Genomic DNA, 25,001 nt, shown 5'->3' on the forward strand with positions numbered 1-25,001 from the left:
GCGTCATGAACTGGATATCGATAGGCTCTCTCTCCGACATCCCTCGCCGCGGCGCGCGCTGCGTCGCCACGCCGGAAGGAAAAATCGCGGTCTTCCGCACCCAGGACGATCAGGTCTACGCTATCGACGATCATTGCCCGCACAGAGGCGGACCGCTCAGCCAGGGCATCGTGCACGGCACGGCGGTGACCTGTCCCTTGCACAATTGGGTGATTTCGCTGGAAACGGGCAAGGCGCTCGGCGCCGACGAGGGCGCGGTGCGCACCATTCCGGTGCGGATCGAAGGCGAACGTCTGTTCATTGCGCTGGAAGCGCTGGCCAGCCGCGCGGCCTGACCCCATGGAGATCGATGAAGCGCGCGAGGTGAGGACCACCTGCCCCTATTGCGGGGTGGGCTGCGGCGTGCTGGCGAAGGTCGCCGCGGACGGGCAAGTGTCCGTGCGCGGCGACCCCGACCACCCGGCCAATTTCGGCCGGCTCTGCTCCAAGGGCTCGGCACTGGCCGAGACCATCGATCTCGACGGCAGGCTGCTTCATCCGGAGATCCACGGCCGCCGCGCCGGCTGGGACGAGGCGCTCGACCTCGTCGCCTCGACCTTCTCGCAAACCATCGCCGAGCACGGGCCCGATGCGGTCGCCTTCTATGTCTCCGGCCAGTTGCTGACCGAGGACTACTACGTCGCCAACAAGCTGATGAAGGGCTTTGTCGGCTCCGCCAACATCGACACCAATTCGCGCCTGTGCATGGCCTCTTCGGTCGCCGGCCACCGCCGCGCTTTCGGCTCCGACACCGTGCCCGGAACCTATGACGATCTGGAGCTTGCCGACCTGATCGTGCTGGTCGGCTCCAATCTCGCCTGGTGCCATCCGGTGCTCTACCAGCGCATCGCCGCGGCCCGGGAAAAGCGGCCGGAGATGAAGATCGTGCTGGTCGACCCGCGTCGCACCATGACCGCTGACATTGCCGATATGCATCTGGCGATCGCGCCCGATGGCGACGTCGCTTTGTTCACTGGCCTGCTCGCCTATCTCGGCCAGCACAACGCGCTCGACCGCACCTATATCACGACGCACACGACGGGCTTCGGGCAAGCGCTTTTCGCCGCCTCCGCGCTGGACCTGGCCGGCCTCGCCGTTGCCACGGGCCTGAGCGAGGACGAGCTTGGCCGGTTCTACAGCCTGTTCGCGGCGACCTCCAAGACGGTAACCGTCTACAGCCAGGGGGTGAACCAATCGTCTTCAGGCACCGACAAGGTCAACGCCATCATCAACTGTCATCTCGCCACCGGCCGCATCGGCAAACCCGGCGCAGGGCCGTTTTCGGTGACCGGCCAGCCCAATGCCATGGGCGGGCGCGAGGTCGGCGGCATGGCCAACATGCTGGCCGCCCATATGGAGATCGAAAACCCCGATCATCGCGACCGCGTGCAGCGCTTCTGGAGCGCGCCGGCCGTTGCCGGAAAGCCCGGCCTGAAGGCAGTCGAGATGTTCAAGGCGGTTGCCGACGGGCACATCAAAGCGCTGTGGATCATGGCCACCAACCCGGTCGATTCGATGCCGGACGCCGATGCCGTCGAAGCGGCGATCAGGGCGTGCCCGTTCGTGGTGGTGTCGGACGTGCTGGCCCGGACCGATACCGTCCGCCACGCCCATGTCCGGCTGCCCGCCGCCGCCTGGGGCGAGAAGGATGGCACCGTCACCAATTCCGAACGCCGTGTGTCGCGCCAGCGCGCGTTTTTGCGCGTGCCCGGAGATGCGCTGCCTGACTGGCGGATTGTTGCCGAGGTGGGCAAACGGATGGGGTTTGGTGAGGCGTTTTCCTACGCGTCGCCGGCGGAGGTGTTTGCCGAGCATGCCGCGCTGTCGGGGTTCGAGAATGATGGTGCGCGGGATTTCGACATCGGGGCTTATGCCGGGGTTGATGGGGAGGGATATGAGGCGCTTGAGCCGTTCCAATGGCCAGCGCCGAGCCAAGGCGCCCCCCTCTGGCCTGCCGGCCATCTCCCCCTCAAGGGGGGAGATCGGCTGTCATGGCCGTCTTCGCCAATTCACAACGTCGCAAAGCGAAAGCAGTCGGCGAAGCTGCCAATCTCCCCCCTTGAGGGGGAGATGGCCGGCAGGCCAGAGGGGGGCGCTCAAGCTGGAGGTTGGCCAGAAGGGGTCGGCACGACTGGGCTCCAGGCTCGCTTCTTCGCCAACGGCAACTTCTTCACACCCGACCGCAAGGCGCGCTTCATCGCCATCCGCCCGGCCACGGAAGTCCGCACCAGCCCCGATTATCCGCTGATCCTCAACACCGGCCGCATCCGCGACCATTGGCACACCATGACGCGGACGGGGAAAAGCCCGCGTTTGTCGCAGCATATCGCCGAGCCCTTCGTCGAGATCCACCCGGCGGATGCGCAGCGCTTCGGCATCGGTGACGCCGACATAGCGCGCGTTTCCAGCCCGCGCGGTGATGTGCTGGTGCGCGCGCTGGTGACGGCGCGCCAGCGCCAGGGCAGCCTGTTTGCGCCGATGCACTGGACCGATCAGTTCTCGGCAAAGGGCCGGCTCGACACGCTGACCGCGCCGCTGACCGATCCCATTTCCGGTCAGCCGGCGCTGAAACATGTCGCCGTCCGCATCGAGAAATTCGCGGCAAAGGCCTTTGGCTTTGCGGTGGCCCGGCAGCGGCCGGAGCCTAATACTGCGCCCTACTGGGCCGTGGCCAAGTGCAAGGGCGGCTGGCGGGTCGAGCTTGCCTTTGCCGATGACGACATCGACTGGGCGGGCTTTGCCGGGTCGCTGTTCGGTACGTCATTGGGTGCCGAAATATCAGCTTATCACGACCGCGACGCCGGCCAGCACCGCATCGCCGCCTTCGACGACGACCAACTGTCAGGCGCCTTGTTCGTCGCGCCCGGCCCGGTCGCCGTGTCGCGCGGCTGGGCGGCGGAACAACTGAGCGCCGATCATGTTGATCGGCGCAGCAGGCTGGCGATCGTGGCCGGGCGGCCGGGCGGGATCGACGTCGATCGCGGCGCCATCGTCTGCTCCTGCTTCGGCGTTGGCGCCAACCAGATCACGGAAGCGGTACGCCGCGGCTGCGGCAGCGTCGCGGCAATCGGCGCGGCCCTGAATGCCGGCACGAATTGCGGCTCCTGCCGCGCCGAGATCAGGGTCATCATCGACGCACAGAGCCTCCAAGCAGCCGAGTGATCGTCCTGACCAAAGGGGCCTGCGCGACGGTGCTGGTTGGGCTATGGTGGCTCAGGCGTGCTACGTCGCGCACGAATCATCCTCAGTCAGGGTCATCCAATGGCAAATCCTCCGCGCCGACCGACAAATCCGATGGCGGCCGCCGAGGCGGCTTTCAAGCCGGTGAAGAAGCCGGCTGCCCCGGTCCGAGAGCCCACGGCCGCTCCAGGCGTCAGGGAGCTTGTTTCGATCCGAATCGACCGCGCCGTGCTGGACCATTTCCAGGAGGATGGACCCGGCTGGCAGGACCGCATCAACGACGCCTTGCGGCGTGTGATAGAAGGCAAGCCGATCGTTACCGGGGGTGATCGTTCAGACGACGAGTAGCGGCTGTTCCAGCCGGCTCACGCTTCGAAGTGCAGGATGTAGAGCTTCCGCGTCTTCTCGTGGATCGTCCATTCGCCTTTCCAGCCTTTCGGCAGCACCAGCATTTCGCCCGGACCAACGTCCTCGCTGCGGCCATCGGGACCATGCAGCGAGACCCGGCCTGACACGATGTGGCAGGTTTCGGAATTGGTCTCGCGCGAGGCGGTGAAGCGGCCCGGCGTGCACTCCCAGACGCCGACTTCCAGTGCGCCATCCGGCGAGGTCCACAGCGTCGTCGAGGCTTCGAACTGATCGCCGCTGATCGAGGTCGGCTTGGGCTCAGCCTCGCCGAGGTCGATGGAGGCGAGGTGGGCGAAGGTCTGGAAGTCGGTCATGGCAGTCTCTCAATGTCCTGTGATGCGGTCGGCGATCGCGGCCAGTTTCGACGTGTGCTGGAGGCCGGCTTCCTCGCGCTCGTCGGCAACGCGATAGAGCTGATACATCGAATGGACGCCGAGCCAGCGCATTGGCTCGGGTTCCCATTTGCTGACCTTTCGGTTGACCCAGGGCAGGCGGGTCAGTTCGGTGTCGCGGCGCAGGATGAGATCGCGCAGCGTTCGGCCTGAAAGGTTGGAACTCGAGACGCCGAGCCCGACATAGCCGCCGGCCCAGCCGATGCCGGTTTGCGGATCGAGCCCCGCCGTCGTGCACCAGTCGCGCGGCACGCCCAGCACGCCGCACCAGGCGTGGTCGATGCGAAGCTTCGCAGTCTGCGGCAGCAGCCGTGTGAGGATCGCGTGCAGGCTTTCGATCGTGGCCTGCTGCGTTTGGCCGCGCACATCCGTTTGCGAGCCGTAACGATAGGGTACGCCGCGTCCGCCCATGGTGATGCGGCCTTCCCTGGTGCGCTGCGCATAGCAATAGGCGTGCGCGGAGTCGCCCAGAAGCTCATGGCCCTCCCAGCCGATCTCGTCCCACAGTGATTGCGGCAGCGGCTCGGTGATGATCTGCGCGCTGTTGAGCGGCAGCCAGAGCCGTTCATTGCCTGGTATGCCGGCCGTGAACCCTTCCGTGGCACGGATGATGATCGGCGCGCGCACGGTGCCGCGGTTCGTCGTGACCTTGCCCTTCTCGATGCCGGTCACGGTGGTCTGCTCGTAGATCGGCACACCGAGCCGCTCGACGGCTTCGGACAGGCCGCGCACCAGCTTGGCCGGCTGCACACGCGCGGTGCCGTGGTGGATATAACCGCCAAGCACATTCCTGATGTTGATGCGGGCCTTGGCCTCTGCCTGGCCGATCAGGCTGACACGCTCGCTCGGCACGCTCCAGCCGATCGCATCGGCATAGGCGGCGTTGATCCGTTCGAGCTGCGGCGGGTTGGTCGCCACCGTCAGATTGTCGACGCGGCGGATGTCGGCATCGATGCCTTCGGCTTCGGTCACCTTGATCACTTCGTCGACCGTGCCATGCATGGCCGTTTCCATGTCGATGACAGCGCCGCGCGTCGAGGTCTGCAGATATTTCTCGCGCGACCAGCTGAAGCCGCCGGACAGCCAGCCGCCATTGCGGCCCGACGCGCCGAAGCCGGCGAACTCCCGCTCGACGATGGCGATGCGGATCGATGGATCGGCCTTCTTCAGGTAATAAGCCGTCCACAGGCCGGTGTAGCCGGCGCCGACGATGCAGACATCGGCTTCGAGATCGCCCGGAAGCGGCGCGCGATAGGCCGGCAGGCCGATGTCGGCATACCAGAACGAGACGTTGCCGTTGACTTTGGCGTCCATGTCTAAAAATCCTGCGGGGAAAGAGCGATCAGGTCATCGTCATGTCGGCGCGATCGTCGTCGGCAAGAAGTTTTGCATCGACGACCGACCAGCGCAGATCGACCGTGTCACCAATCGAGAACGGTGTGGCTTCCAGCGACGAGCGTACGATGGCGACCGAGCCGTCGCGCAACGTCACCTGGTATTTCGAGCCGGAGCCCAGATAGATCGCCTCGCTGACTTGACCGGTGAGGCTGTTCTGCCCGGCGGCGGGAGGCGTGTTGGTGCCAGCAAGCAAAAGCTTCTCCGGCCGCAGCAGGACCACCGGTTTGCGGCCGCTGGCGAGCTTGCCGTTGGCCACGATCTTCTGGCCGGCGATCGTCAGGCTGGTCTCGCTTCCGGACGTCTGGGCGGTGCCACGCAAACTGGTCGATTCGCCGATGAACTTGGCCACGAACAGGGTCGTTGGCTCGTCGTAGAGCTGGCGGCCGGTTCCGACCTGTTCGATGCGGCCCTGATTGAAGACGGCGATGCGGTCGGACAGGACCAGCGCCTCTTCCTGGTCGTGCGTCACATAGACGAAGGTGGTGCCGAGTTCGCGGTGGATGCGCTTGATCTCCAGCTGCAGCCATTCGCGCAGTTTCTTGTCGAGCGCGCCGAGCGGTTCGTCCATCAACAGCAGCGGCGGATCGAAGACGATGGCGCGCGCCAGCGCCACGCGCTGCTGCTGGCCGCCGGAAAGTTCGGAGGGATAGCGATGCGCGAAGTCGGACATCTTGACCATGTCCAGCGCGCGCACGACGAGACGGTCGCGCGCCTGCTTGTCCATGCCGCGCAAGGTGAGGGGATAGGCGACGTTCTTGCCGACCGTCATATGCGGAAACAGCGCGTAGTGCTGGAAGACAACGCCGATGTTGCGCTTGTGCGCCGGCAGGGCGACGATGCTTTTGCCGCCAACGGCGAGGTCGCCGGAGGTGAGGTCGGTGAAGCCCGCCACGACGTTGAGCGTCGTGGTCTTGCCCGAGCCGCTGGGGCCGAGCAGCGTCATGAACTCGCCCGGCTCGATATGCAGGCTGACATCGTCGAGTGCGGTGAAATTGCCGTAGCGCTTGGTTGCGCCCTTGATGTCGATGGCCGCGCCGCGTTTCCTCGCAGTCATCTCAACTCCTCGTCGATTTCGAGCTGATGATCAGCCCGGCGCTGATGATCAGCGTCGTGGCAATGAAGATGATGGTTCCGACGGCCGTCACCGTCGGATCGGCGTCGCGGGTGATGCTGGTGAAGATCTGCACCGGCAAGGTCTTCAGGTAGGGACTGGTGATGAACAGCGCGACGATGATCTCATCGAAGGAGGTGACGAAGGCAAACAAAAGCCCGGACAGGATGCCGGGCGCGATCAGCGGCAAGGTCACGGTGCGGAATGTGGTGAAGCGGTTGGCGCCGAGACTTGCCGCCGCCGTCTCCAGCCGCGCGTCGAAGACTTCGAGGCTTGCCGACACGGCGATGATGACGAAGGGGATCGCCAGCATCGTATGTGCGATGACGAAGCCGGTGGTGGTGCCGACGAGCTGGTAATCAAGATAAACGGCATAGATGCCGATGGCCAGCACCACGCCGGGCACGATCATCGGCGTGATCAGGATGGCGCGCAGCAGGCCGGCGCCGGAATGTTTCATGCGGCTGAGGCCGAGCGACGCCAGCGTGCCGATCAGCGTGGCGGCGACGGCGACGAGGCCCGCGACCCTCAGCGAATTGAAGAAGCTCGACAGCCAATCGGGGTTGGTGAAGAAATTCTCGTACCATTGCCAGGAGAAACCGGACGGCGGGAAAGCGAGCGACTTCTTCTCGTTGAATGACATCGGGATGATGACCAGCGTCGGCATCACCAGCCAGACGGCGACCAGCAGGCAGAACAGACCGAGCAGAAGGCGGGATGGTGCCAGTCTCATGATCTGGACGCCTGCTTGTGGCGCTGGCGCATCAGCGGGGCGGCGAGCGCCAGAAGCACGAAGGTCGCGACCAGCAGCACGACGCCCATGGCGCCGCCGCGGCCCCAGTTGAGCAGGCTGAGCACCTGGCTCTGCACCAGCGTCGACAGCATGGTGCTGCGCGGGCCGCCGAGCAGGGCAGGCGTGATGTAGAAGCCGAGCGACAGGATGAAGACGATGATGGCGCCGGCGAAAACGCCGGGCAGCGACAGCGGCAGATAGATTTGCAGGAAGGCGCGTGCCGGGCGCGCACCAAGGCTGCGCGCCGCCTGCACGAGGCGCAGATCGATGCCGCGCATGACCGAATAGAGCGGCAGGATCATGAACGGCAGCAGCACCTGCGCCATGCCGATGACGACGCCGGTCTGCGTGCGGATCAGCTTCACGCCGTCAAAGCCGAGCAGCCTGATGACCGAATTGATGATGCCGGAATCCTGCAGCAGGATGACCCAGGCCAGGGTGCGCACCACGCCGCTGACCCAGAACGGCACCAAAACGCACAGGATGAGGACCAGCCGCAGGCGCGGTCCGACCGCCGTCATGAGATAGGCATAGGGGTAGGCGGCGATGACGCAAACGATGGTGACCCAGGCTGCGATGGAAAAGGTGCGCCACAGGACGGTGACGTTCACCGGGGTGGAAAAGAACCAGACATAGTTCTGCAAGCCCCAAGATGGGTCCGAGAAGCTGCGCAGCGTGACGGTCAGCAAGGGATAGCCCATCGCGGCGATGAGCAAAGCCAAGGCGGGCATCGCCAGCAGCGAAGGATAGGCAGCAAGGCGCGGGCGCCGCTGCGGCGCCCGCACGGCACCTGGCGGCCGAGGATGATCACCCCCGGCCGTCGGCGTATGCGATGTCTGGCTCACGCCGTCACCTTAGCGGTAGCCGGCTCAGTTGCCGGCCATCAGCGCTGTCCACTTGTCGGACGCGGCGGCGAAGTTGGCGACCCAGAACTTGATGTTCTGCTGATAGCCGAGCTTGGCGTGGTCCGGCGTGTTGGTCAGAAAGGCGGCGACGGATGCGTCGACCTTCGGCTGTGCCTCGTTGTTGATCGGCGAGTAGGAGGTCTGCTCGGTCAGGATCTCCTGCGACTTCTTGCCGAGATAGGCGTTGATCAGCGCGTAGGAAGCGTCGGTATCCTTGGCGCCGACCGGGATGGTCAGCTGGTCCATGACGACCAGCCAGTCCTTCCACACCGGCGTGTAGGCAGCGCCGTTCTTGACCGCCGTCATGGCGCGGCCGGTCCACATGATGATCATGTCGGCCTCGCCGGATTCGGCGAGCTGCTGGGATTCTGCGCCGGTCTTCCAGAAGATGGTGTCGGGACCGATCGCCTTGATCTTGGCGATGCCCTTGTCGATGTCGGCCGGCGTCATGGCGTCGACCTTGCCGCCGTCTGCCAGGATGGCCTGTTCGATCAGGCCGCCGAGCGGGCTGCCGCTGCCGTCGATGGCGCGGGTGCCGGGAAATTTCGCGGTGTCGAAGAAGTCCTTCCAGTCCTTCGGCGGATTGTCCTTGTACGTGTCGTTCTTGTACATCAGGACCATGCCGTAGTTCATCGCCGGCACGCTGCACTCGCCGACCTGTCCGGGCGGGATGTGCGAGATGTCGAGCTTGGTCAAATCCAGCTTCTGGAACAGTTTTCCGCAATGCACGAAGGGCGGAAAATCGTCCGTATCGACGACATCCCAGGTCACATTGCCTGATTCGACCTGCGCCTGGAGCTTGGCGATTTCGGTCGGCCCATCATTCAAAAGCTTGACGCCGCTCTTGTCGACGAATTCCTTGAGGGCGGCGACCTGGCCGTCCTGGTAGATGCCGCCATAGGAGACGAAGGTCAGCGTCTTTCCCTTCAGCGAGCCGTCCACCACGGTCCCGGCCGGCGGCGCGTTCTGCGCGTGAGCGGCGGCCGCAAGCAAGGCCAGTGCGGCGGCGCCGACGAACCCGGCCAATCTTGATCTGCTTCCCATTTTCTAACCCTCCGATGGCTCGCTGTTTGATTTTGGTAGGCCGGGCGCGAGCGTTTTCCGGGCTACATATTGGTCGAGGTCGACGGCGCCGCTGGTCGGCGGCGCAATGATCCACAGCACTTCGGCCACCGTATCGCCGACATTGATCGTCCGGTGGGGCGTCGAGGTCGAATATTCGATGCTATCGCCCTCTTCGAGGGTGAAGCTCTCCTCGCCGAGCGTCAGTTGCACGCGTCCGCGCAGCACGAGGAACATCTCGCTCGCGTTGCCGTGCGTGTAGGGCACGTCGCCGGTCGAGCCGCCGACGGCGAACTCGCCGCAATAGACTTCCATCTCGCGGATCGGCCGGCGCGACAGCAGCGTCTTGCGGTAGCCTTCGCTGGTCGGCAGCGCCGGCCGCTCGCTGCGTGTCAGCACCGCGTGCGGCGACACTTCGCATTCGTCGAAAAGATCGGCGAGGCTGATGCCGAGCGCATTGGCAATCAGCATCAGCGTGCTGGTGTTGGCGCCGGAAAGGCCGCGCTCGAGCTGGCTTAGGAAACTGGCGGTGGTGCCGATCATGTCGCCGAGCTGGCGCAGCGTCAGGCGCCGCGTCGTGCGATAGGCCTTGATCCGATCGCCCAATACCGTCGAGCGGCGCGCTTCGGCGCTGGTCGCGGCATTGTCGTTGAGTGCGTGATCCGCAGCGATTTTCATGGCGATCTCAGGGTTCACTTAACATGCTATTAAGTGGGGCGTCCTGGCAAGCGGATTCGCCTGGTCACCTGAAAATCATCGATGGACCTGCAGAGGGCATGATCGGCCGACCGGCAACCCGGTTCAGCTCGATCACTGGATCATGAAGCGCGAACTGAATGGCAGGCTTGCCGCGCCGACGGCCTTCGGGCTGATGGTGACGCGCGCCGGCAGCGCTTCGATGCCGGGGAATTCCCGGCCGATGTCGTCGCACAAGGCCTCGGCAATCTTTTGCGGCGCATAGCTGGACAGGACGACCGTCCTGAACTCGACAAACTGGGTCAGCGCGGAGATCGACGCTTTCAGGCGGTCGGAACACTCGCCCAGCCATGCGCTGTAGGCCTCGCCCAGATCGGGCCACTCAGGGCTGCTGCTCCAGATGATTTCGGACGGGCGCCCGCGCATGGCCAATTCGCTCTCCAGGCGCATCAGGCCGTGATCGAAGCTGGCGCTGGAGCTTCCCTTGTAGATCTGGTGGTTGAGGATGAGCCTGCTCTGCAGCCGTGCTCCGAGATAGAAGAACAGATAATCGTTGAGCGGCTTTGCGACGCCGAACATGCTCTCGCCGCCGGCCGCAGCGGTGATGTCGTTCTGCACGAAAACCGGCAGCTTGATCTGTTCCTCGATTTCAGCCTGCAAGGCCTTGAGCGAGGTGCTCGATCCGTTGCGGGTTGCAGCCATCGTGTCGACATCGTCGGGAACCGCCAGGCCGATGCCGGCAACCCGGCTGCGCGCCTCGACCGGCAGGCTGGTCATGGCTTGCCCGATCGCGCCGAACAGATCGCTGCTTTGCGGAAACGGATTGGCTTCATCCGCCGGCAACTGCGTGTGGAAGCGCACCGTGCCGATAAAGTCGATAAGCGCGATGTCGATCCTGCGCCGGCTGAAGCCGACGCCAACCGCATAGGCGCCCTCCGGGTTGAGCGAAAGCGGGATCGTCGGCGGCCCGACGCGGCCGCGCTGCGCCTCGCCCTGCGAGACCAGGCCTTCCTGCTCGAGCGAGCGAACGATGACCGAAGCCGTCTGCGCCGACAGGCCGGTCTTCTCGCCGATTTCCATCCGCGAAATGCCTTCGTTCTGAAGCAGCAGGGATAACACCAGCCGCTCGTTGTAGCTGCGGACGCTCAATGCATTCAGCCCGCTCGCACGATCGGCGATGCGCAAGGGATTGGGTGGTGCGAATCTCATGTCAGGCAAAGGTCGCCCCGTCGGTAAGAGCGCGTTGCCTGGCGGCGGTATGGTTGCTCATGTCGAGCGGCTCCAGCCGATGGCATCGACCGCGCGGGCGAGCGCGGCGCCCAGCAATCTGTGCGCCTCGGCATCGATGTGAAAGCCGTCCGCCTCGCTGCACGACACCACCGAGCCGGCATCGAAAAAGTGCAGTTCGAGCGAGTCCGCCAGAACTTCGAATTCGAGCGCCAGCAGGCGCGATTTCTCGGGTGCGCCGGCGAAGATGGACTTCCATTCCTTGACGTCGTCCTGCATCGGCGGCGGCGCCACGATCATGATCTCGGGCGTCGAGCCGCCCGGACCTGGCGCCAGCTCCTTGATGTCGTAGACGAGGCAGCCGATGCCCATCGCCACTTCCGACGGCGGCTTGTTGAAGCGGATCTTCAGATCGTTGGTGCCGAGCATGATGATGACGAGGTCGAGCGTCGCATGGCTCTGCAGGCAAGGACGAAGATAGGTTCGGCCGTTCTTGTGGGCGCCCTCGATCGGGTCGTCATGGACAGTGGTTCGGCCGCTCAATCCTTCCTCGATGACATACCAGTCAGGGCCCAGCTGAGAACGCAATATGCCCGGCCAGCGTTCACCCGGACCATAGCGCTCGAGCGGCCCCCTGCCGGGGATCTGGCCGTGCGTGTTGGAGTCGCCGTAGCACAAGACTGATCGCATGTTTTTCCCGCCGGGACAGACTGCGCGCCGAAGCCGGCGAGCGCCATTCATGATGGATAGTGGAGCGGTGAAAGGCAAGCAAGGGAATAGTCATTCAACCTGACTAACTATTGACAGGGCGAATCCGCTGTGCTTCTAAAGTGCCCGGAGGAGTTCTCGACCGTCATCATCGTCCAGCAGAAGTTGGGCTTCGACACGCATGTGTTCGGGGGCGGGAGAATTGCGCGCATCGGTCGGTTTGTGACGGGGGCATGCATTGGGAGAGCGTCTCGTGGCCATACGAATTTGTAGGCCGGAGCAACCACAAGGAGGAGTGTTCAATGTTAGGATTGCTGAAAACCGTCGGCCTGGGGATGCTCGTTGCGTCCACGCTTGCCGTGACGTCCCTGGCGCATGCGCAAGACGTCAAGCTGATGGACGGCGTGGCGCCGCGCCCCGACGACACGCGCATGACCGCCGCCGGTGCGTTCAAGAAGGACCCGCCCTGGGTCATCGGCATGAGCGACTTCGGTGTCAACGCAAACACCTGGACGGTGCAGGTGGCGCATGAGGCGGAGAACGCCGCGGCCAAGGACAAGCGCATCTCGAAATTCATCCTGCTCGATGCCGGCTTCGACCAGAAGAAGCAGGTGGCCGATATCGAGGACCTGATCGCACAGCATGTCGACGCCATCATCGTTCAACCGGTGACCAGCACGTCGGCCAATGCCAGCATCGCCAAGGCGGTCGCCGCCGGCATCCCGGTCATCCTTCACACAGGGCGTATCGATTCCGACGCCTACACCACCGAAATCCAGGGCGGCGCCGAGCACTTCGGCAAGGTCATGGGCGACTGGCTGGTGAAGACCGTCGGCGACAACGGCAAGATCTGGGTCCTGCGTGGCCTGGCCGGCCATCCGGAAGACACCAACCGCTACAACGGCCTCCTGGAATCGCTCAAGGGCACGCATGTGCAGATCATTGCCGAGGAGCATGGCGACTGGCAGTACGACAAGGCCAAGAAGCTGTGCGAGACGCTCTATCTGAACAATCCGCAGGTCGACGGCATCTGGTCGTCCGGTGCCGACATGACGCGCGCCTGCGTCGATGTCTTCAAGCAGTTCGGCACACCCATTCCGCCGATTTCGGGCGAGGGCAACAATGGCTATTTCGGCCAGTGGATTACGGATGGGTTCAAGTCGATCTCTCCGGAATACAGTCCCGCCCAGGGCGCTGCCGGCGTGCGCGCTGCCGTTGCCCTTCTGGAAGGCAAGCAGCTCTACAAGCGCTATGTCTACAATCCCGACGGATGGGACCAGGACAAGGCCAAGAAATACTATCGCGACGACCTGACCGCCAATGTCTGGTGGCCAAGCGAACTGCCGGAAGACAAGCTCAAGGAATACTACGGCAAGAAGTGACGGCGCCGTGGCTGGCGGGGAGTGGACAAACATTCCCCGCAGGCCGTTCCATGTGTTGAATCCGGTTCGTTCGAGGGTTTCGTGACCAATCTTGTCGAGATGTCCCACATTTCGAAGGCATTCGGAGGAAGCAAGGCGCTCCACTCCGTTTCCCTGGACCTCAAGGCGGGCAGCGTCCACGCCCTGATGGGCGAGAACGGTGCCGGCAAATCGACGTTGATGAAGATTCTGGCGGGCGTGCATCAGCCCGATTCCGGCGAGATCTTCATGAGCGGCGAGAAGCTCGATCTGAAGTCGCCGCGCGCTGCGCTCGATGCCGGCATTTCGACCGTTTTCCAGGAGCATTCGCTGCTGCCCAATCTGTCGATCGCCGAGAACATGTTCCTCGGCCGGGAGCCGACGACCCGGTTCGGCTCGATCGACTATCCCGCGATGAAAAGCCAGACCGCCAGGGCGCTTGGCGAACTCGGCCTCACGCTCGACCCGTCGCAACTCGTTTCCAGCCTGACGATCGCCGAGCGGCAATTCGTCGAGATCGCGCATTGCATCCAGGCCGACGCCAGCGTGCTCATCCTCGATGAGCCGACGGCGGCGCTCAACGCGGCCGATGTCGATGTGCTCAACCGCAACATCCGCCGGCTGCGCGACAAGGGAAAAGCCATCGTCTACATCTCGCATCGCATGGAGGAGATCTTCGAGTTGTGCGACACGGTGACGGTGCTGAAGGATGGCGCACTGGTCGGCACAAGGACGGTGTCCGAGATCACCACCGACGAACTCATCGCCATGATGGTCGGACGCGAACTCCAGGACCTTTTTCCCGATCGTACGGGCGATGTAGGCGATGAGATACTGCGCGTCGAAAACCTCAAGATCACCGAGACATCGCAGCCGCTGTCGCTGACTTTGCACAAGGGCGAGATCGTCGCCCTGGCCGGGCTGGAAGGGCAGGGCCAGCAGCGCTTCCTGCGATCGCTGATTGGCCGCTACCATCCCTTCGCCGGGACGATTTCCATCAACGGCAAGGCGCTGAAGATGCCGCTCCCGGCGTCGGCGGGCGTTCGGTATTTGCAGCAGCTGAAGGTCGGCTTCGTTCCCGAGGACCGCAAGGAAGAGGGGCTCTTCCTCGCTTTGCCGATCGCCCACAACATCGCCATCGGATTGCATTCGAGGCGCCCTGAACTTGCGCCGGCGCGGCCATATCGAAACGTCATCGCCCGCATGATGGAGGTCATGAACATAAAGGCGGCGGGCCTGTCGGCTGCGGTCGGTTCGCTGTCGGGCGGCAACCAGCAAAAGGTTCTGCTCGGCCGCTACCTTGCCGCCGATCTCGATCTTCTGCTGGTCGAAGAGCCGACGCGCGGCGTCGACATCGGCGCCAAGTCCGAGATCTACCATCTTCTGCGGGACTTCACCGCGAAGGGCGGCGCGGTGCTGGTGCTGTCGCGCGAGACGATCGAGCTAATCGGGCTCTGCGACCGCATCTACGTCGTCCATCACGACACGATCGTGGCCGAAATGCCGGCAGCGCAAGCGAGCGAACACAAGATTCTCGACGCGGCCCTCATGGGCGGCTCCACGCGCCAGCATTAGGGGCCTGCCATGGTTCGTTCGGTTTTCAATATCCTGAATGGCCGGAACACGCGGCAGGGCCTGTGGGGCCTGCCGCTGCTGGTCGCCTTGCTCATTTCGCTGTGGCTGACCGTCGAGACGACGCAGTTCGCCACTGCCGAAAACCTCTTCAACCTGGTTGCCCAGGCGATGCCGCTGATCATCGCGGCGATCGGACAGCTCGTCGTCGTGCTCATCGGCGGGCTCGACCTGTCGGTCGGCTCGGTCATCAGCTTCACCACCGCGGTGCTGGCGCTCGACCAGCCAGCGATTGTGTTGATCCCGGCGGTCTTCGTGCTGGCGGCAGTCATCGGGCTGATCAACGGTCTGGCGATCACCCGTTTCAACGTCCATCCGATCATCGCGACGCTGTCGACGCAGTACATCGTGCTCGGCATCACGCGCATCCTGCGGCCCGTCTCCGGCGGCACGGTGCCGGAGATCGTCATCGATGCCGTCTCGGGCAGTTTCCTCGGCATTCCCTATCCGGTTTTCTGGGGCATCGTCGTGATCCTGGCAGCGTGGAAACTGCTCTACGGATCCCGGTATGGGCTGCATCTGTTTGCGATCGGCGGCGGCATCGCGTCCGGCGCCGAGAGTGCTGCCCGCAATTTCGGCGTCTCCGACCGCCGCAACATCATCCTCGCCTATGTGATCTGTTCCTGTTTCGCAGCCGTTGCCGGTGTCTTCCTGGCCGGGCGCATCGTGTCGGGCGATCCGAATGTCGGGCTGCTTTTCGAACTCGATACCGTCACCGCCGTGGCGCTTGGAGGCACCCAGCTTTCCGGTGGCATAGGCAGCCTACACGGCACCGTGATCGGCGCGCTGGTCATGGCGCTGCTGGCCAATGGCATGAACCTCGCCAACGTCTCGCCGTTCGTCCAGACCGCGATCAAGGGCGGCATCCTGCTGGCGGTGGTCGGGCTGCAATCCCGCAAGAAGATGGGGCTCTGAAAGATGGCTGCCGTTCTCGCAAATCCGATCGCCCGGCGCCTGCTGCGCATACCGCCGTCCTATTTTGTCTTCCTCGTGCTGCTGGCCACGCTGTGGATCGCACGACCGAACATGCTCAACCTCAACATCATGGGTATCTTCGTCAGGCAGATCGTCCCGCTCGGCATCCTGGTTCTGGGGCAGCTCGTCGTCATGCGGGTGAAGTCGATCGACCTTTCCGGCGGCGGCATCATCCTGCTCATCAACTATTTCATTTCGTCAGGCACTTTCCCCGGCGCGTCGATGCCTTTCTTCGTCGTGCTGGCGCTCGGTACCGGCCTCGTCATCGGCCTGTTCAACGGCTTCATGATAGGGAGCCGGCGGGTGTCGGCGGTCATCGTCACGCTGGCGGTCAGCATCATCCTGGTCGGGCTGGTGCAGTTCCTGTCGAGCGGCAATCCGCCCGGCGATGTGCCGAAGCTGTTCAACGACCTCTACAACACGAAATTCCTGTCGGTTCCGACGCCGGTGCTGTTCTGGGTCCTGCTGACCGCTTTGGTGTGGCTGCTGCTGTCGCGGACCGTCTTTGGCCGCTACGTCGCCTCGGTCGGGGAGAATGCCGAAGCCGCGCATTTTTCCGGCGTGCCGGTCCAGCGCACGGTGATCCTTGCGCACACGCTCGCCGGCCTGATCGCGGCGATCGCGGCCCTGGTGCAGACCGGTTCGATCGCCGTCGGCAGCGTCCGTGTCGGCCTCGACCTGCCGATCCTGGCGGTCGCAGCGACGATCCTCGGCGGCGTCGTCTTCGGTCGCGGCGACGGTGGCGTCTGGGGACCTTTCTTCGGGGCGTTGTGCTTTGCGCTGCTGTTCGTGGTGATGACCGTGCTCGGCATCGACGAGCCCGGCAAGCTTATCGCGCAGGGCGTCATCATTCTCGGCGCGGCGATCTTCTACGGAGTGCGCGTGCGAAACCCCTGACCTGAGACGGCGAAAGCAAGCCGACCGGTGTTCGCCGGGACCGACAAATCCACGCGTTCAGACAATTGCAAACAGATGGAGAAACATGGATGTCACCGCCAAAAAACATCATGTGCTACGGCGACTCGCTGACCTGGGGCTGGGTTCCGGTCAAGGAGGGGTCGCCGACCTACCGCTACCCCTATGACCAGCGCTGGACCGGTGTGATGGCGGCGGCGCTGGGAGGGGGCTACCACATCATCGAGGAAGGCCTGAGCGCGCGCACGACATGTCTCGACGACCCCAACGATCCGCGCCTGAACGGCGCCAATTACCTGCCCTCGGCCATCGCCAGCCATCTGCCGCTGGACCTGGTCATCGTCATGCTCGGCACCAACGACACCAAGTCCTATTTCCGCCGGACGCCTTATGAGATCGCCAATGGAATGGCGAAACTGGTCGGGCAAATCCTGACCAGTGCCGGCGGCATCGGCACCCCTTATCCGGCCCCCAAGGCGCTGGTCATTGCGCCGCCGCCGCTGACCCCGATGCCCGATCCATGGTTCGAGGGCATGTTCGGCGGCGGGCACGAAAAATCCAGGGACCTGGCCAGGCAGTATAAGGCGATGGCGGATTTCATGAAGATCGATTTCCTCAATGCCGGCGATTACCTCACCACGGACGGTGTCGACGGAATTCATTTCACCGCCGCAAACAACGCCGATCTGGGACGCGCCGTCGCCGACAAGGTCAAGTCGATCCTCGAGCCGGGCCAGGTCAGCACCGCCGCTTGAAGCCGCCACGCCCGTCGGCTTGCGGCACACAGGCTCACGGCGCAGGTGTGTCGCAGGTTCCTCCGGCGATGCACATCGATGCGGGGCCGAACGATGCTTTTGGCCCCGCATTGATATGGCGCCCGGCGCCGGCAGATGTGCGTCGATCTAGGGGCTTGGCCTCGGAACATCATCGGCCGATGCTTTGGTTTGACGATCGAAGACGACCGCCAGGCCGTTCTTGACGGCAAGTGAGGCGACCATGTCGTCGAGCTCGCGATCGGGAATGGCGGGTTTGAGGACCTGCCGGATGGCCCGATAGGCCTGCTCGGTCGACACATAGTCATAGCGCTTTTTACGCGCTTCCACATATTGCTCGATGAGAATGCCCAATCGGCGGGCGGCTATGTCATCTGGCTGCTGCAAGGGAGCCTCCTCAAGCGTCGATCGTTTGCAGACCCCTCGGATGTAAAAACCCACGCTGCGAAAGTTAAGGCCTGCGGCTGGTCCGAAGCCAAATAAATACGCTGTGGTCATCGACGATCCGCACGGCAGCCAAGCCAAGCGTCGGTCAAGGCCTTGGGCGAAATAGGGCGGCAGCGATCGGCTCCCAAGCGCGGAGCGATCCGCCCAGACGTGCATTCACAACAGCGCCGACAGAGCGGCCATGAAGTGGTCGTTTTCCGAAGTCGAGCCGATGCTGACACGCACATAGGTGTCAAAGCCCTGCTGCTTCCACGGTTTGACGATGACCCCTTGCCGCAGCAGGCCTTCGACGAAGACGGAGGCATCTTGCCGGCAGTTGAAGAACAGGAAATTGCCTCTGGAGGCGGCGACGTCGAGGCCCTTGCTCGCCGGGAAAGTCTCGACGCGTTTTCTCTCCGCCCTGGCCAGAGCTACGACCCTGGCGAGGTGTTCGTCATCGGCCAGCGCCGCGAATGCTGCGGCCTGGGCCATGCCGTTGGCGTTGAAAGGCGTGCGGACGCGGTCCAGCAGCGCGCGCAGCTCCGGGTCGCCGACGATGCCGAAGCCGATCCGCAATCCGGCCAGGCCGAACGCCTTGGAAAAGGTCCGAAGCACGATCCAGGGCCGGTCGAGCTTTCCCAGGTAGGGCAGGGATGACGCATAGTCGTCGCCCTTGGCATATTCGGCATAGGCTTCGTCGATGACGATCAGCGTCTCGTCGCTCGTCGCATCCAGAACCCTCGACAGATCGCCGCCGGAGAGCCAGCTGCCGACCGGGTTCATCGGGTTCGAGAACAGCAGCATGCGCGGCCGTTCGCGCACCGCCTCGACCAGCGCATCGACATTGATGGTCAGATCGTCGTTGACGACAACGCGCTTGACGGTAGCGCCCATCAACGTCGTGTAGTCCTCATGCAGCGGAAACGACGGATAGAGCGTGACGACGGCGTCGCCCGGCCGCAACACGGCGCGGCTGATGACGGAGAGAAGATCTTCGGAACCGTTGCCGAGGATAATCTGGTCCTCGGCGACGGCATATTTGTCGCCGATCGCCTGGCGCAGCTTGCGCCCGGCAGGGTCCGGATAGAGGCGGAACATCTCGGAGCCGGCATGCATCGTCGCGGCGAGGGTCGGGCTGGGCCCGAGCGGGTTTTCGTTCGAGCCCAGTTTGGCGATTCTGGCCGGTGCGTATCGTTTCCGCACCTCGTCAATGGTCAGTCCGGAATTGTAGGGCGACAGGCAGTTGACTTCGGTGCGGACCATATCCGAGGCTTTCGACACGGGCTGGCTCCTCTGCGGTGGATTTCGTCATCCGTACCGCAGCTGAAATGCTTTGTATATGCTTGTATATGTAAGCTGACCTGATAGTCTCTACGCCGAAGCGGAAACCGACACCGACCAGGAGGATCACATGCGCAACGCTTCTCTCTTCGATCTCTCCGGCAGGAAGGCGCTTGTCACCGGCGCCAGCCGTGGCATCGGGCGCAGCATCGCCGAAGCGCTGAGCGCTGCCGGCGCCGACGTCGCGGTCACGGCGCGCAGCCTGGCCGCGCTGGAGCACACGACGGTCGCCATCCGCGCGGCCGGTGGGGTGGCGCATGCCGTCGCTCTCGACGTCACCGATGTCGGCCGCTGCCGCGCAGCCACCAACGAGGCTGCCAGCCTGCTTGGTGGTCTCGACATTCTCGTCAACAATGCCGGGATGGAGGAGGTGCGGCCCTCGCTCGATGTCGACGAGGCGCTGTGGGACAGGATCGTCGACACGAATCTGAAGGGAGCGTTCTTCTGCGCCCAGGCCGCCGCGCGGCAGATGCGCGACGCCGGCCGTCCCGGCACCATCATCAACCTGTGCTCGCTGACGTCGGAAGTCGGAATCCCAACCGCGGTGCCGTATGGCTCGTCGAAGTCCGGCCTGCTCGGCATGACGCGGGCGCTTGCGGCCGAGTGGGCGGAGCTTGGCATAAGGGTCAACGCCATCGCGCCGGGCTATTTCAGGACGGCGATGACGGACGTTTTTTACAACAACGAGGCATGGCAGCACTCCATGCTGGCCAAGATCCCGCAGCGGCGTTTCGGTGATCTCTCCGACCTGCATGGCATCGCCGTGTTCCTCGCTTCGGATGCGGCGGCCTACATAACCGGCCAGTCCATTCCGGTCGATGGCGGCTTTCTCGCCTCGATCTGATGAGGCAGGTTTATCTCGGTAGTTTCGACGGGAAGGATGATGGAAAAATCGCTGGCGACCGTCACATAGACATGTATATACTTTTGCCCGAGTGAAGCCTCTCGACGGCTTTGATCCTTGTCCAGGGTCGACCTGTCGGCCCGCAGCATATGGCCGGCCTGCGCCAGCCGTCATTGCGTTCCAAGAGTTCCAGGAGAACGAGCAGCCATGTCCGACATCAGCTTCCACGATTTGTCATCCATCGATGCCGACCAGCGCGCCAGTCTGCTGAAGCGCGCCGAGGCCGATCTGACGGTCTTCGTCGAAAAGGTCCGGCCGATCATCCAGGCCGTCAAGGACGAAGGCGACGCCGCCTTGATCCGCTTCGCCAGGGAACTCGACAAGGCCAATGTCGCCGAGGGCGAGCTGCAGGTGTCGGAAGCCGAGTTCGACGCGGCGTTCGACAAGGTGGAAAAGGACGTCGTCGAGAGCATCCAGTTCGGCATCGACAACATCAGGCATTTCCATGAGGAGCAGAAGCCGGAAACGATGTGGCTCAAGGAAGTCCGGCCGGGCGCCTATGCCGGCGACCGGTACACGCCGATCGCTTCCGTTGCGCTCTACGTGCCGCGCGGCAAGGGTGCTTTCCCATCGGTGACGATGATGACGTCGGTGCCGGCGGTGATTGCCGGCGTGCCGCAAATCGCCATCGTGACGCCGCCGACATCGGATGGTTCGGTGGACGCGGCAACGTTGGTCGCCGCACGCCTCGCCGGCGTCGGAACCGTCTACAAATGCGGCGGCGCTCAGGCAGTTGCCGCCGTCGCCTACGGCACGGAGACGGTGAAGCCCGCGCTCAAGATCGTCGGCCCCGGCAGCCCCTGGGTGGTGGCGGCCAAGAGCGTGCTGTCTTCGGTCATCAACACAGGCCTTCCGGCCGGGCCGTCCGAAGCAATCATCTTTGCCGATGACAGCGTCGACGGCGGGCTTGCTGCGCTCGACCTGTTGATCGAAGCCGAACACGGGCCGGATTCTTCGGCCTATCTGGTGACGCACAGCCGCAAGATCGCCGAAGCCGCATTGGCTGCAATCCCGGAGCACTGGTCGCGGATGACCGAGCAGCGTGTCGAGTTTTCACGCGCGGTGCTGACCGGCAAGCGCGGCGGCATCGTGCTGACGACGTCGCTGGAGGACAGCTACCGCTTCATCAACGACTATGCGCCCGAACATCTCGAGATCCTGTCGAAGGAGCCGTTCGCGCATCTCGGGCGCATCACCGAGGCGGCTGAAATCCTGATGGGGCCGCACACGCCGGTGACACTGGCCAATTTCGTGCTTGGACCCAATGCGGTGCTGCCGACCAGCCGTTGGGCGCGGACCTACGGGCCGCTTTCGGTGACGGATTTCCTCAAGCGCTCGTCGGTCGGCTATGTCACCTCGGTGGCCTATCCGGAACTCGCTCTGCACGCCCGCAGGCTCGCCCGCTACGAGGGCTTCAGCTCGCATGAGAACGCGGTCTCGGAGATCCGCGACCGCTATCTTGCCGGCTGAGCGGAACCGATCGCGATGAAGGCGGCACGACTTTACGGGCCCGGCGATCTGCGCGTCGAGGACATCGCGACGCCGGGCGCGCCGGATGCAGGCTGGGTGAAGCTCAGGGTCGATGCCGCCGGCATCTGCGGTTCGGACCTGCACAATTTCCGCACGGGACAGTGGATAAGCCGGTCGCCTTCGACGGCCGGCCATGAACTCACCGGCACGGTGACCGCCACCGGCGCGGGCGTCGACGCCTTCGCTATCGGTGACAGGGTTGTCGCCGATTCCCGCTTCTGGTGCGGAGACTGCGCGCAATGCCAAGCCGGCAGGCGTCATCTCTGCGCGTCACTGGGCTTCGTCGGAGAGGTCTGCGACGGCGGTTTTGCCGAACAGGCCGTGCTGCCCGCACGGCTTTTGCATATCATCGATGCCGGGCTCGACGAGCGGGTCGCGGCAATGGCCGAGCCGCTGGCGGTGGCGCTGCACGCGGTGCGGCGCCTGCCGAAAACGACAGGCTCCGTGCTGGTCGTCGGTTGCGGACCGATCGGCGGTCTTGCCGCCCTGCTGTTGTCGCGGACCTTCGCCGGCACCGTGCTGATCGCCGACCGCAACCAGAGCCGCTGCGCCCGGGTGGCGCGGGTGACGGGTGCCCGGATCGTCGATCTGAGCCGGGACGCCGTTGCCGCCGCAACTGCCAATGCCCCGCTGCTCGCGGCCATCGAGGCGACCGGCAGCGTCGCGGCGCTCAATCAGCTGCTCGGCGTTCTCGATCCCGGCGGTACGATCGCCATGGTCGGCATCTTCCACGGCCGCCTCGACATTGATCCCAATACGCTGGTCGAACGCGAAATCGGGTTGCTGGGATGCCATGCCTTTGCCGACGAACTGCCCGAGGCCGTGCGGATGCTGGGTGAATTGAGCGAACCGCTGCTGGCGCTGATCGACCAGGAGATCGGCCTGGATGACATTCCGGCTGCCTATGAGCGGCTGTTGGCGGGGCGCAGCGACGGCTTGAAAACAATCATTCGCATGCGGCAACCTGTCGAGTCGTGATTTCCGATGAATCGCCGGAAAGGACTTTTGAAATGATCACTTTGCCCGACACCGCCAGCCCTCTTTACGAGAAGGTGAAGGACTACATCCTGGCAAACATCGGAACGGGCCGGTGGGGCAAAGATCGCAAGCTGCCGTCGGAGAACGAGTTGGTGGCTTCACTCGGCGTGTCGCGGATGACGGTTCACCGGGCGCTCAGAGAATTGACCTCGGCGGGGTTCCTGATCCGCCTGCAAGGTGTGGGAACCTTCATCGCGCCACCGCGGCCGCAATCGACGCTGATCGAGATCAACAACATCGCAGCCGAGATCGTCGAGCGCGGCAACAGGCATCGTTCCGAAGTCCTCGTCCTCGAAACCATCATGCCGACAAAAGAGCTGGCGCTGTCGTTCGAATTTCCAAAGCGCGTCTCGATCTATCATTCCGTCGTCGTCAATTTCGAGAACGATCTGCCGGTGCAGCTCGAAGAGCGCTTTGTCAATCCGAGCCTCATCCCCGACTATGACAAGCAGGATTTTTCGAAGACGGCGACCTATGACTACCTCATGCAGAAAACCCCGGTGACCGAGGTCGAGCATATCATTTCCGCCATCCCGGCGGATGCCCAGACGGCGCGGCATCTGGGCATCGATGTCGGCGCCTGCTGCCTTTTCCTGCACCGCCGGACATGGACGGGCGCGGTGGTGGCGACGATCAGCAAGCTGACTTATGCCGGCAGCCGCTACTCGCTCGGCAGCCGCTATTCCCCTTCAAAAAGCAGCTGACGGAAGCAGGTCGAATGCAAGAGCGACAGATGACGCCGGCGCCGAGCCGCACGGCGCGGATCCGGGCACTCGCGCAGCATGATGTTGCCGAAGCACAAAGCGCGCTGGCGGCATTGCTGGGCGACCTGTTCGCGATGCGCCCCCGCAATGTCCGCATCAACTTCGACAAATACAGCCTCAATTCGTTGAACGGCTTCTTCGAGGACGACGGCAAGCCCTACTTCTTCAAGTTCCATCAGGAGGAGCGGGAAGAGGCGATGACGGGCGAGTATTACCGCGCCGAGATTCTGTCGCGCGCCGGCCTGCCGGTCGACCAACCCGTGCATATGTCGGCCCAACCGGGCGAGCAGATCCTTGTCTATCGGCGGCGCACGGATCCGAGGTTTTCGGATGTGCTGTTCGCGCTGGATGCGCAGGACGATGCCGGCAAACGGCGAGAAGCCGTTCTTGCCGAGCGCGATCTGTCGGCCAGGCTGCTCAAGGTCTATCTCGAAACGCTGCATCCGGTAACCGTCGAGGACGTGGCGGCGGAACCGATCCACAGGCTGTTTCATGAGCGGCTGATCGATGCCGATACGCGCTTGCCGCCAGGCGGCCGGCTGGCCGATTTCTATGTCGGCAAGCCGTTCGTCTTTCCCGGTGCCGAGCTGGATTGGGATCGGTTTTCCCGGCTGAAATTCGTCATCAATGGCGAGCAGTACACCGACAGCGTCGGTGAGCTTTTCGATGCCGCCGCAGTGCGCTTGCGGCCGGACCGGCTTGCCGATGCAGGCGGCGTGGTCGCGCATGGTGACGCCCACAACGCCAATGTCTGGTACACGGCGAAGGCGGGGAGGGCGGAGCTGTCCTTCTTCGATCCCGCCTTTGCCGGCTCGCATATCCCCACGCTGCTGGCGGAGGTGAAGGCGACGTTCCACAACATCTTCGCCCACCCGTTCTGGCTCTATGATCCGGCGACCGCGACCGAGGCTTTTCGCGCCCATGCGCGGCTGGAAGGAAACCTGCTCCATGTCGACACGGACTGGGACCTGAGCCCCGTCCGCCGCGACCTGCTGGAGGTCAAGGCCACAGCGCTGTGGCGGCCATTGCTGCTTGAGCTCAAACGGCGCGGCATGCTGCCGGCCGATTGGCGCGCGGTGCTCCGGGCCGGTCTCTTCCTGTCGCCGACGCTGGTCATGAACCTGCGCACCGGCGTGCGCAGCCACACGCCGGTTTCTTCCCTTATTGCCTTTTCGGTGGCGGTCATGGTCGGCAGCGAACCTGTTGCCGGAACCGATCGGGTGACCGATTTTCTAGACCGGATCGATCCCGGAGAGCGTAAAAATTGAGTCTTTCCAACTTGTATATGCATGTATGTATTTTAGCCTTGACATCCGCTCCCGCTGACGCTGAAATATCCGCGCACTTCACCATGAAGTGGCAGGTAAGACGCCGAGGCACAGTG

General features: G+C 63.9%; 24 protein-coding genes. 13 read left to right on the plus strand and 11 right to left on the minus strand.

Annotated features, from left to right (window positions below; all coding sequences use genetic code 11):
* The first annotated feature begins 5 nt into the window (after positions 1-5).
* The 3 genes from nirD to A9K65_RS14495 all read left to right on the plus strand — a co-directional run bounded on the left by nirD (position 6) and on the right by A9K65_RS14495 (position 3,567).
* Complete coding sequence (nirD, locus tag A9K65_RS14485; RefSeq protein ID WP_064992543.1) at positions 6-335, plus strand: nitrite reductase small subunit NirD; 330 nt, start codon at positions 6-8, stop codon at positions 333-335.
* Between the two features lie 4 nt (positions 336-339).
* Positions 340-3,201 carry a nitrate reductase gene (locus A9K65_RS14490; RefSeq protein WP_064992542.1) on the plus strand — a complete coding sequence of 954 codons (2,862 nt, stop codon included), beginning with the start codon at positions 340-342 and terminating at the stop codon, positions 3,199-3,201.
* A 99-nt stretch (positions 3,202-3,300) separates the two neighbouring features.
* Positions 3,301-3,567 (plus strand): BrnA antitoxin family protein, encoded by a 267-nt coding sequence (locus tag A9K65_RS14495; protein WP_024503962.1) that lies wholly within the window; start codon positions 3,301-3,303, stop codon positions 3,565-3,567.
* Between the two features lie 17 nt (positions 3,568-3,584).
* On the opposite strand, the gene A9K65_RS14500 is transcribed toward A9K65_RS14495, so the two are convergent.
* From A9K65_RS14500 to A9K65_RS14540, 9 genes are all read right to left on the minus strand, one after another.
* Positions 3,585-3,941, minus strand: coding sequence for a cupin domain-containing protein (locus A9K65_RS14500; RefSeq protein WP_024503961.1), 357 nt, complete (start codon positions 3,939-3,941; stop codon positions 3,585-3,587).
* Positions 3,942-3,950: 9 nt separating this feature from the next.
* The gene (locus tag A9K65_RS14505; protein ID WP_064992541.1) at positions 3,951-5,333 is read right to left on the minus strand and encodes an FAD-binding oxidoreductase; all 1,383 of its coding nucleotides are present in this window, start codon (positions 5,331-5,333) and stop codon (positions 3,951-3,953) included.
* Between the two features lie 28 nt (positions 5,334-5,361).
* Positions 5,362-6,471: an ABC transporter ATP-binding protein gene (locus tag A9K65_RS14510; RefSeq protein WP_064992540.1), complete on the minus strand. Its 1,110-nt coding sequence runs from the start codon at positions 6,469-6,471 to the stop codon at positions 5,362-5,364.
* A gap of 1 nt (position 6,472) precedes the next feature.
* Positions 6,473-7,261 (minus strand): ABC transporter permease, encoded by a 789-nt coding sequence (locus A9K65_RS14515; RefSeq protein WP_027160917.1) that lies wholly within the window; start codon positions 7,259-7,261, stop codon positions 6,473-6,475.
* Positions 7,258-8,166 (minus strand): ABC transporter permease, encoded by a 909-nt coding sequence (locus tag A9K65_RS14520; protein ID WP_027160916.1) that lies wholly within the window; start codon positions 8,164-8,166, stop codon positions 7,258-7,260. Before A9K65_RS14520 ends, A9K65_RS14515 begins: the two co-directional genes overlap by 4 nt.
* Positions 8,167-8,190: 24 nt before the next feature.
* On the minus strand, positions 8,191-9,270 hold the full coding sequence (locus A9K65_RS14525) for an extracellular solute-binding protein (protein WP_023809407.1): 1,080 nt from the start codon (positions 9,268-9,270) through the stop codon (positions 8,191-8,193).
* A 3-nt stretch (positions 9,271-9,273) separates the two neighbouring features.
* Positions 9,274-9,966 (minus strand): XRE family transcriptional regulator, encoded by a 693-nt coding sequence (locus A9K65_RS14530; RefSeq protein WP_024503956.1) that lies wholly within the window; start codon positions 9,964-9,966, stop codon positions 9,274-9,276.
* A gap of 132 nt (positions 9,967-10,098) precedes the next feature.
* Positions 10,099-11,193, minus strand: coding sequence for an ROK family transcriptional regulator (locus A9K65_RS14535; RefSeq protein ID WP_064992539.1), 1,095 nt, complete (start codon positions 11,191-11,193; stop codon positions 10,099-10,101).
* A 57-nt stretch (positions 11,194-11,250) separates the two neighbouring features.
* Entirely contained in the window at positions 11,251-11,901 is a 651-nt protein-coding gene (locus A9K65_RS14540) for an SGNH/GDSL hydrolase family protein (protein ID WP_064992538.1), read from the minus strand.
* A gap of 320 nt (positions 11,902-12,221) precedes the next feature.
* Between A9K65_RS14540 and A9K65_RS14545 the strand changes: the two genes are divergently transcribed.
* The 5 genes from A9K65_RS14545 to A9K65_RS14565 all read left to right on the plus strand — a co-directional run bounded on the left by A9K65_RS14545 (position 12,222) and on the right by A9K65_RS14565 (position 17,596).
* Positions 12,222-13,301, plus strand: coding sequence for a substrate-binding domain-containing protein (locus A9K65_RS14545; RefSeq protein ID WP_013530473.1), 1,080 nt, complete (start codon positions 12,222-12,224; stop codon positions 13,299-13,301).
* Between the two features lie 81 nt (positions 13,302-13,382).
* The gene (locus A9K65_RS14550) at positions 13,383-14,894 is read left to right on the plus strand and encodes a sugar ABC transporter ATP-binding protein (protein ID WP_064992537.1); all 1,512 of its coding nucleotides are present in this window, start codon (positions 13,383-13,385) and stop codon (positions 14,892-14,894) included.
* A gap of 9 nt (positions 14,895-14,903) precedes the next feature.
* Positions 14,904-15,866 (plus strand): ABC transporter permease, encoded by a 963-nt coding sequence (locus A9K65_RS14555; RefSeq protein WP_013530475.1) that lies wholly within the window; start codon positions 14,904-14,906, stop codon positions 15,864-15,866.
* 3 nt (positions 15,867-15,869) lie between these two features.
* A complete protein-coding gene (locus A9K65_RS14560) occupies positions 15,870-16,823 on the plus strand; it encodes an ABC transporter permease (protein WP_063168693.1) in 954 nt (317 codons plus the stop codon).
* An 89-nt stretch (positions 16,824-16,912) separates the two neighbouring features.
* A complete protein-coding gene (locus A9K65_RS14565) occupies positions 16,913-17,596 on the plus strand; it encodes an SGNH/GDSL hydrolase family protein (RefSeq protein ID WP_013530477.1) in 684 nt (227 codons plus the stop codon).
* Between the two features lie 147 nt (positions 17,597-17,743).
* On the opposite strand, the gene A9K65_RS14570 is transcribed toward A9K65_RS14565, so the two are convergent.
* Complete coding sequence (locus A9K65_RS14570; RefSeq protein ID WP_224620654.1) at positions 17,744-18,112, minus strand: hypothetical protein; 369 nt, start codon at positions 18,110-18,112, stop codon at positions 17,744-17,746.
* Positions 18,113-18,217: 105 nt separating this feature from the next.
* Positions 18,218-19,321 carry a histidinol-phosphate transaminase gene (locus A9K65_RS14575; RefSeq protein ID WP_084015461.1) on the minus strand — a complete coding sequence of 368 codons (1,104 nt, stop codon included), beginning with the start codon at positions 19,319-19,321 and terminating at the stop codon, positions 18,218-18,220.
* Between the two features lie 130 nt (positions 19,322-19,451).
* Here A9K65_RS14575 and A9K65_RS14580 point away from each other — a divergent pair, with 130 nt between their 5' ends.
* The 5 genes from A9K65_RS14580 (at position 19,452) to A9K65_RS14605 (ending at position 24,885) form a co-directional block, all read left to right on the plus strand.
* Positions 19,452-20,225, plus strand: a complete 774-nt coding sequence (locus tag A9K65_RS14580; RefSeq protein ID WP_013530480.1) for a glucose 1-dehydrogenase — start codon at positions 19,452-19,454, stop codon at positions 20,223-20,225.
* Positions 20,226-20,432: 207 nt separating this feature from the next.
* Positions 20,433-21,755 carry a histidinol dehydrogenase gene (gene hisD, locus A9K65_RS14590; RefSeq protein ID WP_064992536.1) on the plus strand — a complete coding sequence of 441 codons (1,323 nt, stop codon included), beginning with the start codon at positions 20,433-20,435 and terminating at the stop codon, positions 21,753-21,755.
* Positions 21,756-21,770: 15 nt separating this feature from the next.
* The gene (locus tag A9K65_RS14595) at positions 21,771-22,793 is read left to right on the plus strand and encodes a zinc-binding dehydrogenase (protein WP_064992535.1); all 1,023 of its coding nucleotides are present in this window, start codon (positions 21,771-21,773) and stop codon (positions 22,791-22,793) included.
* A 32-nt stretch (positions 22,794-22,825) separates the two neighbouring features.
* Positions 22,826-23,557, plus strand: a complete 732-nt coding sequence (hutC, locus tag A9K65_RS14600) for a histidine utilization repressor (protein ID WP_064992985.1) — start codon at positions 22,826-22,828, stop codon at positions 23,555-23,557.
* A 29-nt stretch (positions 23,558-23,586) separates the two neighbouring features.
* The gene (locus tag A9K65_RS14605) at positions 23,587-24,885 is read left to right on the plus strand and encodes a hypothetical protein (protein WP_064992986.1); all 1,299 of its coding nucleotides are present in this window, start codon (positions 23,587-23,589) and stop codon (positions 24,883-24,885) included.
* Positions 24,886-25,001: the final 116 nt, after the last annotated feature.

The sequence above is a fragment of the Mesorhizobium sp. WSM1497 genome, from assembly GCF_001672455.2.
GTDB classification, from domain to species: Bacteria; Pseudomonadota; Alphaproteobacteria; order Rhizobiales; family Rhizobiaceae; genus Mesorhizobium; species Mesorhizobium ciceri.

Coding starts and splice junctions, on each gene's coding strand:
- nirD (WP_064992543.1), top strand. CDS start 6: ATGAACTGGATATCGATAGGCTCTCTCTCCGACATCCCTCGCCGCGGC.
- A9K65_RS14490 (WP_064992542.1), top strand. CDS start 340: ATGGAGATCGATGAAGCGCGCGAGGTGAGGACCACCTGCCCCTATTGC.
- A9K65_RS14495 (WP_024503962.1), top strand. CDS start 3,301: ATGGCAAATCCTCCGCGCCGACCGACAAATCCGATGGCGGCCGCCGAG.
- A9K65_RS14500 (WP_024503961.1), bottom strand. CDS start 3,941: ATGACCGACTTCCAGACCTTCGCCCACCTCGCCTCCATCGACCTCGGC.
- A9K65_RS14505 (WP_064992541.1), bottom strand. CDS start 5,333: ATGGACGCCAAAGTCAACGGCAACGTCTCGTTCTGGTATGCCGACATC.
- A9K65_RS14510 (WP_064992540.1), bottom strand. CDS start 6,471: ATGACTGCGAGGAAACGCGGCGCGGCCATCGACATCAAGGGCGCAACC.
- A9K65_RS14515 (WP_027160917.1), bottom strand. CDS start 7,261: ATGAGACTGGCACCATCCCGCCTTCTGCTCGGTCTGTTCTGCCTGCTG.
- A9K65_RS14525 (WP_023809407.1), bottom strand. CDS start 9,270: ATGGGAAGCAGATCAAGATTGGCCGGGTTCGTCGGCGCCGCCGCACTG.
- A9K65_RS14530 (WP_024503956.1), bottom strand. CDS start 9,966: ATGAAAATCGCTGCGGATCACGCACTCAACGACAATGCCGCGACCAGC.
- A9K65_RS14535 (WP_064992539.1), bottom strand. CDS start 11,193: ATGAGATTCGCACCACCCAATCCCTTGCGCATCGCCGATCGTGCGAGC.
- A9K65_RS14540 (WP_064992538.1), bottom strand. CDS start 11,901: ATGCGATCAGTCTTGTGCTACGGCGACTCCAACACGCACGGCCAGATC.
- A9K65_RS14545 (WP_013530473.1), top strand. CDS start 12,222: ATGTTAGGATTGCTGAAAACCGTCGGCCTGGGGATGCTCGTTGCGTCC.
- A9K65_RS14555 (WP_013530475.1), top strand. CDS start 14,904: ATGGTTCGTTCGGTTTTCAATATCCTGAATGGCCGGAACACGCGGCAG.
- A9K65_RS14560 (WP_063168693.1), top strand. CDS start 15,870: ATGGCTGCCGTTCTCGCAAATCCGATCGCCCGGCGCCTGCTGCGCATA.
- A9K65_RS14565 (WP_013530477.1), top strand. CDS start 16,913: ATGTCACCGCCAAAAAACATCATGTGCTACGGCGACTCGCTGACCTGG.
- A9K65_RS14570 (WP_224620654.1), bottom strand. CDS start 18,112: ATGACCACAGCGTATTTATTTGGCTTCGGACCAGCCGCAGGCCTTAAC.
- A9K65_RS14580 (WP_013530480.1), top strand. CDS start 19,452: ATGCGCAACGCTTCTCTCTTCGATCTCTCCGGCAGGAAGGCGCTTGTC.
- hisD (WP_064992536.1), top strand. CDS start 20,433: ATGTCCGACATCAGCTTCCACGATTTGTCATCCATCGATGCCGACCAG.
- A9K65_RS14595 (WP_064992535.1), top strand. CDS start 21,771: ATGAAGGCGGCACGACTTTACGGGCCCGGCGATCTGCGCGTCGAGGAC.
- hutC (WP_064992985.1), top strand. CDS start 22,826: ATGATCACTTTGCCCGACACCGCCAGCCCTCTTTACGAGAAGGTGAAG.
- A9K65_RS14605 (WP_064992986.1), top strand. CDS start 23,587: ATGACGCCGGCGCCGAGCCGCACGGCGCGGATCCGGGCACTCGCGCAG.